Consider the following 12,713-nt stretch of genomic DNA (forward strand, 5'->3'; position numbering starts at 1 on the left):
ATATAAATCCCAGATAATCTTTGCAATGCTTTTTAGAATAACGATTAGAAGGCATTTCCGGAATAAACGAATCCAGAAATGCCTTCTTTGCATCTTATACTTTTTTGGCTAATTTACAAGTAGATTATTCCTTCTCAACGGAATCTTCTTTTTCTGGCTGAGCAGCAGGCTTAATCTCCACACGTTTAATGTGATTAACATCCTTTTCCAATATACGGAACTCGTAGCCCTCGTATACAATTGGGTCGTTTTTACGTAGATCGGGATTTTGCATAAGCATCCAGCCCGCGATCGTATCTACATCTTCATCATCCATGTACAGATCAAACATCTCATTTACTTCACTGATCAGCACTTTTCCATCAATAATTTTATGGTTTAATCCCACCTCTTGAATGCGTGGGCGTTCATCCTCATCATATTCATCACGGACTTCACCGATTATTTCTTCAATGATATCCTCCAACGTGACCAACCCAGCAGTGCCGCCATATTCGTCATACAAAATAGCCATTTGAATGCGTTTCTTTTGCATTTGAACTAAGAGGTCATGGATTGCAATCGTCTCAATTACTTTTAAGACAGGACGAGTAAACTCTTTCAAGCTGGTGATCTGTAGCTCGCTCTCACCCAAGCTATGAATGAAGAAATCTTTAACGTTTACAATCCCGACTACATCATCCTTATCCTCGCCAAAAACCGGGTAACGTGTATATTGTTCCGATTTTAAGGTTTTGATGTGCTCTTTTATCGGGTCATCTAGATAGAGACCAACCATTTCGGTGCGCGGTACCATGATTTCTTTAGCAATCCGGTTATCGAATTCAAAAATATTGTTCACATATTTAAATTCAGTTTGATTGATTTCACCGCTATGGTAGCTTTCTGATAAGATCAGTCGCAGCTCTTCTTCTGTGTGAGCCATTTCGTGCTCGGAGGCTGGTTTTAACCCGAACACCCCAGTAAGAAAGCGTGCGGAACCGTTCAAAGCCCAGATAAACGGATACATCACTTTATAAAAATAAATTAATGGTTTTGAAAATAACAGAGTCACTCGCTCTGCCTTTTGAATAGCAAAGGTTTTAGGAGCCAATTCTCCTACTACCACATGCAAATATGTCATGGTTCCAAATGCAATAATAAAAGAAAGGGTATTGGCCACTCCACCTGAAATATTCATGCTTTCAAAAAGTGGCTGTAGCATATGATGTACAGTAGGTTCGCCTAGCCATCCCAAACCCATCGCTGTAATCGTTATTCCCAACTGACATGCTGACAAATACTCATCCAAGTTGGTAATTACTTTCTTTGCGGCTAATGCACCTGGTTTCTTTTCCGCGACTAATTGATCAATGCGACTGGTACGAATCTTGACTATCGCGAATTCTACCGCCACGAAAAATCCAGTAAAGGCAATTAAAATAAACACCATGACTAAATTAAATATCTCCAACCAGTTACCTTAATCCATCGCTGAATTAAGGTGTTCACCTCCATCGAGTCGTTCTCTCTCTAATTTTTTTCCTGCTTGTAAGGCAAAAGTAGCAATAAAGAGTGTAAAAGCGTGGTTCCTTGTACCGACAGTTTTTGTCGAACTTCATGTTGCTCCTCTTCCGACAGAGAATTAATCTGGCTTATCAGCAAACTCATCTCCTGCTCGAGCTGTTGCATACGTTGATTAACATCCTTAGTCAATGCCAACAGTTGTTCGGCATTGGGAGCCTCCCGTTTATTCCTTACCAATTCCTTTATTTCACAGAGCGGCATGTGTAATGACTTGCATTGTTCAATCATCTGCAAAATTTCCAAATCACACTCATCATAATAACGATAATTGGAAGAAGACCGCTTCGGTTGCAAAAGCCCCAAGTTCGTGTAGTAATCCACAGTCCGTTTTGAAATGTTTGCCAAAACAGCCAATTCTCCTATCCGATACACTGTCCCATCACTTTCCCTCCTTTCTGCTACTAATGATGTCATATCAAAAGCGTACAGTCAAACGTGATGGTTGTCGAATTTGGAGAAAAAGGAGCATTTTTAGCCTATATGCGCATGTTACCAGCCTGACAGACATTGTTGCTCTCTGTCACGCAAGCTCTCACAAAAAATTCATATCATTGCCTTGTTAAAACTCTCAATCGTTATTGAATCTTGGCATAGCTTTAGGTAAAATCATACGAGTATTACAAACTAGAAAAAATAATGGAGAACGAGACGAAACGACATGAGTACTGCTGACATTCCTGAGAAAACAAAACGCTTTTTTTATCATCCTGTTTGGTGTGTTTGTCGTGATCTACTAGGCATTTTAATCGGTTGTGCAGTATTTGCCTTTGGAGCCAATACGCTAATTGCCGCCCATCAGCTTTTACCTGGTGGTTTAACCGGAATCTGTACGCTTCTATTTCGACTGACAGGGATGAGTGTTGGTACTTTATATTTTGTACTAAACATTCCCTTATTGATTCTCGGTTATCTTAAAATCGGCAAGAAATTTATTTGCTATACCATTTACGCAGTTATTTGTATCTCAATCTTTCTCAATGTGATTCCACAAAAGCAATTATGGACCCACAATATTTTACTGGGTGCCGTTTTTGGTGGGCTAATTGCAAGTATGGGAACAGGTTTTATCCTTCGCGTAGGTGGCTCAACTGGCGGAACGGACATTTTAGGCAGAATCGCTGTGAAGTATTTTCAAATCCCGATGGGCGTTTTTGGACTGTGTATAAATGCACTAATCGTGATAGCTTCCTCCTATTTTGGTAATCCGGAGTTAGGGATGTACACCATCATTTCTATGTACATTGGATCTCGTACAGTTGATTTGGTTCTCAATCATATCGATCGGATCACAGTTACTATTATTTCCAAAAAAGGAGACGAAGTAGCTGAAGCGATCACAAAATCAGTTGTCCGACGCGGTGTGACGATTTGGAATGCGAGCGGTGCCTATACTCATCAGGACAAACAGGTACTAATGTGCGTTATTGTAAAACACCAATGGTCGGAAACCAAAAAGATAGTGCTTACTACTGATCCAGAAGCTTTTATCACAGTGGCACCAATTAAACGTATTGTAGGTAACTTTAAAGAGACTTGGTAACCTTTCTTCCTTCATTAGATCTATAGGTACATACTATAGTAAGACCCACGAAGCACTGGCATTCGTGGGTCTTTTTGCTGAGAGAAAGAATCCTTAGGCATCTGACGATGTTTTATGCAGATTTACCCTGCTTTTTATCAAAGATAAGCACTAATAGAAAAATACATATAGGGTACAAGCCACCCCACCCCAGAAAAGGATATAAGCACAGGGTGACCACTAGAGAAATCCATGCAGAGACATGTCCCATTTTGTTGCCGCGCAAAAGCTTGATCCCAGCAAGACACCCGCCTAGATATGTAGCCATAAAGGTAGCATTCGGTATCTGAATTAGCTTCTCTAGTGAGATCGCTCCACTTGCGAGTAACAGTAGCGTTAGTACAAATCCACCACTAAGAAAAAGCAGTCCCCCTAATGGAGCTTGTGTGCGTGAATGCAAGGTACCCATCCAGGCAGGAGCACTTTTTTCCTTAGCTAACGTAAAAGCTATTCGGGCGGCTGCATTTACATAAGCATTGGCAGTAGCTAGACAAATAAACAGAGCGGTAATCGCAACGACCCAGCCCCCCACTTGACCAAACGTTAACTGAACCATCGTGCTGAGTGAAGCTTTGATACCTGTACCATAGCTAGAGGTGGCGATCGTCATGATGGCTACACCTACATACAGCAGAGCTATTAGAGCGGAGCTAATCATGACCCCCTTCATGGCATTTTTCTTTGGATCAATAAACTCTTCTGATAGGTGAGTTACTGCTTCCCACCCAATAAAACACCAGAACAATAAGCTAGCCGATTGAAAAATAGAAAGCCAGCCATGAGGAACAAATGGTGTGAAGGCCTCAATCTTAGCGTGTGGTACAGCAGAAGCAATGGCTACTACTAACATGGCCAGAATAAAGGAAACCACAATCGTCTGTAAACGTCCTGTCACCTGCATCCCCAAAAAGCTCATGCCTACAACAACAGCGATTATTAGGCCTGCCATTAGATATACACGGCTATGCTCCCAGCCTAGTAATGTGGTTACATAGGTAGCACCGGTTACTGCCAAAATTGGTGCGCCAATGGGAACTGACAATAAGAAGAACCAACCAACTAAATTGCCAAAGCGATGACCATAAACGAGTCTGACAAAATGAGAAACGCCCCCGGCGCTAGGATATATGGCTGATAAGAGTCCCATTGTAATCGCCATTGGTATCATGACCAATGACATCGTTATCCAAGATAGTAAAGACGCGGGCCCAGCCATTTCAGCAGCTATTCCAGGAATTAGCAGGATTCCTGAACCAAGCACTGCTCCAATGTATAAAGCCACAATTTGAGGTAAGGTCAACGTCTTCTGTAAGGTTTGAGCTGTTAGACTTTGCGTTGTCATCATGAGTCCCCCTGAAAGTAGTTGACCTCACTTTACCATATACTTTTCTATCGGTGTTATCTATAATATTTGATAAATTCAATCGATAATTTTGATGGGAAGGGAAAATATGGACATCTATTATCTTCGAACCTTTCGCGAGGTGGCCAGACAGCAAAGCTTTACACGAGCCGCAGAGATACTAGGCTACGCCCAATCAAGCGTCACAACTCAAATCCAACGGCTGGAAGAAGAGTTTCAAACCAGTTTATTTGAACGCTATGGTCGAAAAATTAAATTAACAGACAGCGGTGAAGAGCTCCTACATTATTCTTCACAGATTTTAGCTCTCTTAGATGAGGTAAAAGAAAATTTATCCGAGCAAACCCAGTTAACTGGCTTGCTAACGATTGGTACAGTCGAGTCATTAGCGGCATTTTATTTGCCTCCTCATCTACAAGCCCTTCGTCGGATGCATCCACGTCTAAAGCTGTTTCTACAGCCAGGAATTTGCCGTGATCTGGTTCAGGGTATCAAAAATGGCACTTATGATATTGCAATCATCATGGACAGACAGCATAATGATCCCGATTTGATCTGTCATGTCTTAACAGAAGAACAGCTTGTCCTAATCGGCAATCCCCATCATCCCTTAGCCTCCCTAGAACAAATCAGCGTTCATGATCTTGAAGGGGAAACCATGATAGTGACCGAAGAGGGCTGTAGCTACCGAGATATGTTAGAAAGAGTAATTCAACAGAACGGAGTCAAAACGGAGCTATCCTACGAATTTGGCAGCTTAGAAGCTATCAAGCAATGTGTTTCGTATGGTTTAGGGGTCTCGATATTGCCAAAGCTTGCAGTGATTGAGGAAGTAAAGCAAGGAAAGCTCAGCATCCTTCCCTTTACCCATCCAGATATCCGAGTATTTCGTCAAATTGTATATCATCGTAAAAAACGTATTTCTAAAGCCTTCCAATGTTTTTTAGATTTATTGGAGGGCAACCAATAATCCTTTTGAGTACATCTTTCAGGCTTTCGATAAAAAAGGCGAGTGTGCCTTCTTTTGTGCACACTCGCCTTTTTTGACTTAGAATACAAATCACCTTTTATCGGATTGAATGTTTCCACGAGTAGACTTTTTCATGGAAGCATTTTTTGGTTTTCTTATCTTTTTTTGTATGTTTGATTGTGTTTTCTCAGGTGTTTGTATGGTCACAACTTCTTTGCTTTTGGTTTGCATGCTGCTAGTCATTTCTTCTGCCCAAACCGGACTTATGGACAGCATGCTCGCTGTTAAAAAGCTAGCCGTGATCGATTGTAACTTCATATTCATGTAACTCACTCCTTACATAGGGGGCACTCCCCTATCTAATAAGACGAGTAACAATCCAAAAGGGTCACATTTTTACCCAACAAAACGTAAAAAAATATTTCATTGATGAGTTTATGCTGTTGGAGTATTTGAATATTCTTCAAGTGTTATACCTTTATCGTGAATCTCACCTGCTGCTTCTTTCCCAACATAACGCAGATGCCATGGCTCATATTGATAGCCCGTGATGGCTTCTTTGCCTTTTGGATAGCGAATAATAAATCCATATTCGTGCGCATGATCAGCTAACCAGACGGCCTCAGGAGTACCCTCAAAACAGTCCTCTGCCGCACATTTTCCTGTGCTTCCGGAAACATCAATGGCAAGTCCAGTTTCATGTTCGCTGTGGCCTGGCTCTGCGCTGTACTTCTTGGCCGCTTCTTCCCCATCCTTTTTCACATAACGATTAAATAGGTTTGTTTGAGTTGTATGCGAACGATATGCGGATACGCCCGCCAGCATGATGCCTTCCTGCTTCGCACCAGCAAACAATTGCTGAAGCGCATCTGCTGCTTCTTGACGCATCATACGCTTTTCAATTTTTTCTTGAAACAAAAAAGGAACGTCTGGATAGACAAGATCTTGAGGTTTATAGCTGTCTGGTAGCTTATACTGTTTATTAACTAGTACCTGTATACTCTCTGGAGACACTGCTTGTGCTTTGTTTCCTGACTTTACTGTTGTCCCTTCCGATGAGGTAGCCGGTGCTGAAGTATTTCCTGAGGATGCCCCTTCAGTCTCATTTCCGGTACTTTCCTTCTGATCTGTCAATGGCTCAGTTGGCTGACTTGGCTGCGTTCCCTTAGTCTCAGCCGTTTGTGCATTTTCTGAGCCTGTAGATGGTGTTTTATTCGGTGTTCCCTGACACCCAGCAACCAAAGAAGCAGATAGTGCAACGAGCATTGCTGTAGCTGAAATAGTACGTACACTTTTCATAAATTCCTTTTATCCTCCTCTTTCCAATCACAAGGCTTTTCCAACTGCTTCATGAGGAAAAAATTTTGTACAACGTTAGTGACGATCCTGATAAGGAAAGGGTTTCCTTTTTGCATAAAAAAGGCGACTAAATAAAACACGCTGACCAACCTGATCAACATACTATAGAAGCACCTACAGGAACGTGGGGGAACAGCAAAACCCGCCGGGTATAGTTTCCGGCGGGGAACAATATATCATACAGATATCATAAGAAAAATCGCTTGAGTTAGCAAGGAATTATATCCAGCCTCTCGCTTTCATTCCTTCTGTGATGCGAAGTAAAGAGATCATAAAAGCGGCAGTTCTTCTGTCTGTTTGATATTGTTTAGCAATCTGACCTACTTCCTGATAAGAACGCACCATTACATCTTTTAACTTGTCATTTACTTCTGTTTCAGACCAGTAAAAATTCATGAGGTTTTGCACCCATTCAAAGTAAGAAACCGTCACTCCGCCTGCGTTTGCTAAAATATCTGGAATGACCAGAATCCCTTTTTGCTGCAAGACCTCATCTGCTGCTGGTGTTGTTGGGCCATTAGCGGCTTCTGCAATAATTTTAGCCTTTATCTGATCTACATTAGCTGTTGTAATCACATTTTCCAATGCAGCAGGAATTAAAATATCCACTTCTACTTCTAACAGTTCATCATGGGCAATGAGACTAGCTCCGGCTACACTTCCTAGGGAACCTGCTTCCTTGGCTGTAATAACATCAGGTATATGCAATCCTGCTTTTGCATAAATAGCCGTTTTTGAATCACTCACTGCCACTACCTTCGCCCCGATTTCATGCAAAAGCCTAGCAGCGATTTGTCCAGCATTCCCAAAGCCTTGAATTGCTACTGTGGCATCCTTAGGGGACATGCCCTTTTCATGTAAAGCTTCTAGGATCGTATACACACAGCCACGCGCTGTTGCCTCATTTCTACCCTTTGACCCGCCGAGAATAAGAGGCTTCCCGGTAATAACCCCCGGCGAAACAGCTCCTTTTAGACGGCTATAAGTATCCATCATCCAGCCCATTACCTGCGCATTCGTATAAACATCAGGGGCAGGAATATCCTTTTCAGGTCCAACTATATCGTGAATAGCCTCCATAAATCCTCTGCTGACACGCTCTAATTCTCCCTGACTCATCGTACGCGGGTCACAGATGACTCCGCCTTTACCACCACCATACGGCAAATGCACAACACCGCATTTAAAAGACATCCACATAGACAGAGCCTTAACTTCATCAAGAGTTACTTGTGGATGGAAACGAATTCCTCCCTTAGTCGGACCAATGGCATCATTATGTTGCGAACGATACCCATCAAATACACGAACAGTTCCATCATCCATCTTCACTGGAAAAGATACACTGACAACACGTTTGGGCTTTTTCAAAATCTCTACCGCTGCCCGAGGAAGATCAAGCAATTTTGCAGCATTCTCAATTTGCTTTTGAACAATTTCGTACGGATTTAAGTTTTCCGTCATTTTTGTCGCCTGTTGTGCCATGGTTTCCCCCACTCTCTTTCTCTACTAGGATAAAGGATTTCTAACATTGTAAAGGAATATTACAAAAAATGAAATATAAAATGCCCTATGTTTTTGATTTTACTGAGAATTTTCGCACTCTTGTAACAAATTCCCTCTCTATTTAGTATGTATGATTTTGCTATTTGTATTCATAATAAGTTAGATTTTTGCCTCTTTTTGCGGTTTCCCAGAAAATAAAGCACTGAATTAGGAAGGAAACTAGTAAATTCACTGGAATTTTACTACAATAAGAGGAAGAATATTAAACTTTGAGAGGAGAATTTTAGATGGATTGCTTATTTTGTAAAATTATTCAAGGTGAAATCCCTTCCAAAAAAGTATACGAGGATGATGATGTCTACGCGTTTCACGATATTAATCCGATCGCACCTGTACATATCTTAGTCATCCCTAAAAAACATATTTCCTCTGTTATGGGCGTGGATGAATCAGATAAAGAACGAATTGGTAGTCTCCATTTGGCAATTCAAAAAGTAGCAAAAGAAGCCGGTTTGGAAGAAAACGGATTCCGTGTGGTAACAAATATCGGAAAGCATGGACAACAAACGGTCTTCCACTTGCATTACCACATTATCGGCGGCAGACAATTAGAATGGAATATGTAAGCTAATCCTTTGCATATAAATAAAAAAACACACAAACCAGTAAATCAAGCTGACTTGTGTGTTTTCTTTATTCACCTCTCTAAAAAACGATGCATATCCTACTATTCCGGCTGTGGTTCAGAGGCTGGCTGAGACGTATTCTCTGTATGCTCCAGCTTTTGTAGCTGAAGTTTAAACAGCGGAATCACCGCACAGACCCCGATGATAAAAAATAATCCTGCTAGCTGGTAGCTTCCCTGTAACGTAAAGGTTTCTTTTACAACACCAGATACGCTCATCATTACGACCATCATTCCGGAAAATAAAGGGCTAAGCACGCCATTGACCCGACCAACAAATTCTTCTTCCGCAGACATTAGGATCAACGTATTGACCCCAATGTGAATACAGGGGAAAAACAATCCATTAATAAATTGAAAAGCAAGGGCCAGCATAAAATTTTGTGAAAAACTAATGCCAATTACCGAAATTGCACTGCTAATCATCCCGATAGCTAATAGCTTTTGAGCAGAGATTTTTTTAGAGATCGCCATAACTAATCCCCCACCTACCAGCATAGCCGCACCATTGGTCATCAAAAACCACTGGAGGTTCTCTTTAGGCAATCCTAGCTGCTCCACTACAATAAATACACCCAAAGGCTGTAATAGCCCCACTGCTAAACCTGCCATCATAAAGCATAAGCTGAGCGTCCGTAATACATTTTTTGACCAAACGTAACGGAATCCGTCAGTCATCTCTTTTAAAATACCAGTGGTAGCATCAATCTTCTTCGGCTTCAGATCAGCTGGTAATCTATAAAGCACCGCTGCTGAGAGTAAAAAGGCAAGTCCAGTCAGGGCGATCGAAACGTCGATACCGAAGCTCTGAAATACCATGGTACCAATAGCTGGTCCAACAATCATAAAGATTGCCATCAGCGTTTGAAACATCGCCATTCCCGCTTGCAATTGTTCTGCTGGAACATGCTGTTTAAATAGCTTCATTGCCGATGGTTGCGAAAATTGAGACAGGATAGCAGAAAACAGCGTAACAAAGAATATTGCTTTCCAAGACCCAAACATAAGAGTCAATAGAACACCAAAAACAGACGCGGCACTTAAAATATCACACCACACCATTGTTCTTTTTGGTCTCCAACGATCAGCAAACGTCCCGCCTATAAATGAGAAAATAAAGATAGGAGCAAATTCGGCTACAGAAATCATGGAGACCGCATAAGGATCATTATTGGTAACTTCCATAACATACAAAAGGATAGCAAAATTTCGCACCCAGGTACCTAGCTGTAAAAATACACCTGACAATAGAATAACGCGTATAAATGGATTTGATAAAATATGCGTTTTTTTTACGGTTTCCACCTGATTCCCCCTCCTATAAATACATACTTACTAGTAGAAGCATTCCTATATCCTATCACATCTGTTTTATAGTATACATTCTTTTTTTTACATAACTTTTAACCAAAAGGAAAAATGCGAAAACCTTGAAAACAGGCTTCGCATTTTTTCTATCACTACCATTTCCTATTCCAGTTTTGAATGCTGTAGCTGGGAAATAACCGCCTTGGTTACCCTGCTAACAAGCTCCTCCATTTGTTGTTCATCTAATTTGACTGTCAGTGGTTGTGGTTCCTTCATAGAGATAGCTTGTTTATTTACAGAGCATACATCGACTCCTGGTGGACAAATGACTCCTATTGGTGTCTCCCCCATTAAGCCCATTTTCTCTCGTAACGCTACCAGCTCTTGTACCCGTTCTACTGACAACTCCCGTGCTCCGTTCATTTGTTTTGCAATCCAATTAATTTTTGCAGTAAATTCGAGCGATTCCATCAAATAGTAGGCTGTTTGCAGGTCTTTTCCCCAGGTAAGTGCCCCGTGGTTTTCTAGCAAAACCCCCTGATGGTTCATGATATGAGGCGCAATGGACTCCGGAAGAGCATGGGTGGATGGAGTCGCATATCTCGCTAAAGGTATGGTTCCAAGCAGCACTACCGATTCTGGCAGGGTTGCAAAATCTAAAGGAATGCCTGCTATCGCAAAAGCTGTAGCATACGGAGGGTGAACATGAACGATCCCGCCAATGTCTGGACGCATTTCGTATACTTTCAAGTGCATTTTCATCTCAGAGGTTGGTTGAAGCTCTCCTTCTAATACTTCCCCTTGGAGGTTTACTTTGACCAGCATATCTGGCTGCAAAGCTCCTTTACTTACGCCGGTTGGCGTGATCCAGATCTCGTTGGCAGAAAGACGAACCGAAATATTTCCATCGTTAGCCGCACCAAAGCCTTTTGCATATACTTTACGCCCAATCTCACAGATATCCTGTTTGATTTTAGCTTCATCTTTCATCTGTTTGTACGCTGGTTCGGTCATGATTAGTTTTGTCCTCCTTGTTTCCTGTAGGTCCATCTAGTTGCTTTTTGCAGTGACCTGGAACAGCTCTGTCAATGCATTGTCGTAAGGAGCTCGTAAAATACCCTTCTCCGTAATGATTGCTGTTATTAAATCGTGTGGAGTTACATCAAAGGCAGGATTAAAGACTTTGACATCATTGGGTGCTGTTTGCTTGCCAAATCCTTCAATAATTTCACCAGCTTCTCGCTCCTCAATCGGAATCTGTTCACCTGTAGCGGTATTCAGGTCAATTGTAGACATTGGGGCTGCTACATAAAATGGAATGCCATGAGCCTTTGCCAGTAGTGCTACACCATACGTTCCAATTTTGTTCGCTACATCACCATTAGCCGCAACCCGATCGCATCCTACGATAACTGCCTGTACCCAGCCTTTAGACATCACCATTGCAGCCATGCTATCCGTAATTAACGTAACATCAATACCCGCTTCCTGTAATTCCCATGCTGTCAGACGAGCTCCTTGCAGCAAGGGACGAGTCTCATCGGCAAATACCCTGATATCCCAGCCTTTTTCTTTTGCTAAATAAATAGGTGCAAGTGCTGTGCCATAACGTGCCGTAGCAATTCCACCAGCATTACAATGCGTTAACACACCCATGCCATCCTCAAACAACGTCAATGCATGTTCACCAATCATCCGGCATGTTTCTTCGTCCTCATCACGAATCGCATGCGCTTCTGTAACAAGACGCTGTTTAATTTCAGCCACTGGTAGGTTCTGGTCAGCCAAAGCTCGTTGCTCCATACGGTTTAATGCCCAAAATAGGTTAACTGCTGTAGGTCGTGACGACGCGAGGTACTCTTTATGCTTTGTGAATGCATCGTAGAAGGCTTCAAAGGAGTCCTCAGGTCCATCATGAATTCCCAACAGTAGTCCATAAGCGGCAGCAATCCCAATCGCAGGAGCTCCTCTTACCTTTAGCTCCTTAATGGCATCCCAGGCATCCTTTATGTTGTCTATTTCTAAAAATTCTTTCAAAGTTGGAAGTTTCGTCTGATCTAAAATAAATAAAATATTGTCTTCAAAACGGACCGATTGAATAAACGTCGCCATGTGAGAGCCTCCCCCTATTTGATAAGTCGATTCAAATTTGAATGACGTAAGATTACGATTTGTCTTATCTTTGTTATAGCAAAAAAACAAAAAATTTTCTGCTACTAATCAAAAGTCACATAAAACCACATAATCTAACATTTTTATTGACTGATACCTTGATTTTACTAATCTGTATACTTATTTTCAACTGCTTCCGGCTCTTTGGTCAAAACTTTTTCGACACTTCATCTGGATTTCTGTAAATAATGATTCAAATTTCTTT

The 12,713-nt window shown here is 41.6% G+C and carries 12 protein-coding genes; 3 read left to right on the top strand and 9 right to left on the bottom strand.

Annotation, left to right across the window (positions count from 1 at the left end):
• Positions 1-124 precede the first annotated feature (124 nt).
• Both O0550_RS15865 and O0550_RS15870 read right to left on the bottom strand, forming a co-directional pair.
• On the bottom strand, positions 125-1,453 hold the full coding sequence (locus O0550_RS15865; RefSeq protein WP_003336279.1) for a hemolysin family protein: 1,329 nt from the start codon (positions 1,451-1,453) through the stop codon (positions 125-127).
• 59 nt (positions 1,454-1,512) lie between these two features.
• On the bottom strand, positions 1,513-1,980 hold the full coding sequence (locus O0550_RS15870) for a MerR family transcriptional regulator (RefSeq protein WP_003336278.1): 468 nt from the start codon (positions 1,978-1,980) through the stop codon (positions 1,513-1,515).
• Between the two features lie 244 nt (positions 1,981-2,224).
• Here O0550_RS15870 and O0550_RS15875 point away from each other — a divergent pair, with 244 nt between their 5' ends.
• Positions 2,225-3,106, top strand: coding sequence for a YitT family protein (locus tag O0550_RS15875; protein WP_003339588.1), 882 nt, complete (start codon positions 2,225-2,227; stop codon positions 3,104-3,106).
• A gap of 112 nt (positions 3,107-3,218) precedes the next feature.
• Here the strand turns inward: O0550_RS15875 and O0550_RS15880 are convergent, their stop codons facing one another.
• Positions 3,219-4,490 (bottom strand): APC family permease, encoded by a 1,272-nt coding sequence (locus O0550_RS15880; protein WP_258426801.1) that lies wholly within the window; start codon positions 4,488-4,490, stop codon positions 3,219-3,221.
• A gap of 106 nt (positions 4,491-4,596) precedes the next feature.
• Between O0550_RS15880 and O0550_RS15885 the strand changes: the two genes are divergently transcribed.
• On the top strand, positions 4,597-5,478 hold the full coding sequence (locus tag O0550_RS15885) for a LysR family transcriptional regulator (RefSeq protein ID WP_101668363.1): 882 nt from the start codon (positions 4,597-4,599) through the stop codon (positions 5,476-5,478).
• A 90-nt stretch (positions 5,479-5,568) separates the two neighbouring features.
• Here O0550_RS15885 and O0550_RS15890 read toward each other — a convergent pair whose 3' ends face one another.
• From O0550_RS15890 to O0550_RS15900, 3 genes are all read right to left on the bottom strand, one after another.
• Complete coding sequence (locus O0550_RS15890) at positions 5,569-5,802, bottom strand: hypothetical protein (RefSeq protein ID WP_003336274.1); 234 nt, start codon at positions 5,800-5,802, stop codon at positions 5,569-5,571.
• Between the two features lie 111 nt (positions 5,803-5,913).
• Complete coding sequence (locus tag O0550_RS15895) at positions 5,914-6,777, bottom strand: M15 family metallopeptidase (RefSeq protein ID WP_258418687.1); 864 nt, start codon at positions 6,775-6,777, stop codon at positions 5,914-5,916.
• Positions 6,778-7,056: 279 nt separating this feature from the next.
• On the bottom strand, positions 7,057-8,322 hold the full coding sequence (locus O0550_RS15900; protein ID WP_003336270.1) for a Glu/Leu/Phe/Val family dehydrogenase: 1,266 nt from the start codon (positions 8,320-8,322) through the stop codon (positions 7,057-7,059).
• Between the two features lie 308 nt (positions 8,323-8,630).
• Here O0550_RS15900 and O0550_RS15905 point away from each other — a divergent pair, with 308 nt between their 5' ends.
• Complete coding sequence (locus O0550_RS15905; RefSeq protein WP_003336269.1) at positions 8,631-8,969, top strand: histidine triad nucleotide-binding protein; 339 nt, start codon at positions 8,631-8,633, stop codon at positions 8,967-8,969.
• Between the two features lie 101 nt (positions 8,970-9,070).
• Here the strand turns inward: O0550_RS15905 and O0550_RS15910 are convergent, their stop codons facing one another.
• From O0550_RS15910 to mtnA, 3 genes are all read right to left on the bottom strand, one after another.
• Positions 9,071-10,333, bottom strand: a complete 1,263-nt coding sequence (locus tag O0550_RS15910) for an MFS transporter (protein WP_003345875.1) — start codon at positions 10,331-10,333, stop codon at positions 9,071-9,073.
• Between the two features lie 165 nt (positions 10,334-10,498).
• On the bottom strand, positions 10,499-11,350 hold the full coding sequence (locus O0550_RS15915) for a class II aldolase/adducin family protein (RefSeq protein ID WP_258426802.1): 852 nt from the start codon (positions 11,348-11,350) through the stop codon (positions 10,499-10,501).
• A 36-nt stretch (positions 11,351-11,386) separates the two neighbouring features.
• Positions 11,387-12,448 carry an S-methyl-5-thioribose-1-phosphate isomerase gene (gene mtnA, locus O0550_RS15920; protein WP_258426803.1) on the bottom strand — a complete coding sequence of 354 codons (1,062 nt, stop codon included), beginning with the start codon at positions 12,446-12,448 and terminating at the stop codon, positions 11,387-11,389.
• Positions 12,449-12,713: the final 265 nt, after the last annotated feature.

This window comes from Brevibacillus halotolerans (assembly GCF_026891775.1).
In the GTDB taxonomy this organism is placed as follows: Bacteria; Bacillota; Bacilli; order Brevibacillales; family Brevibacillaceae; genus Brevibacillus_B; species Brevibacillus_B halotolerans.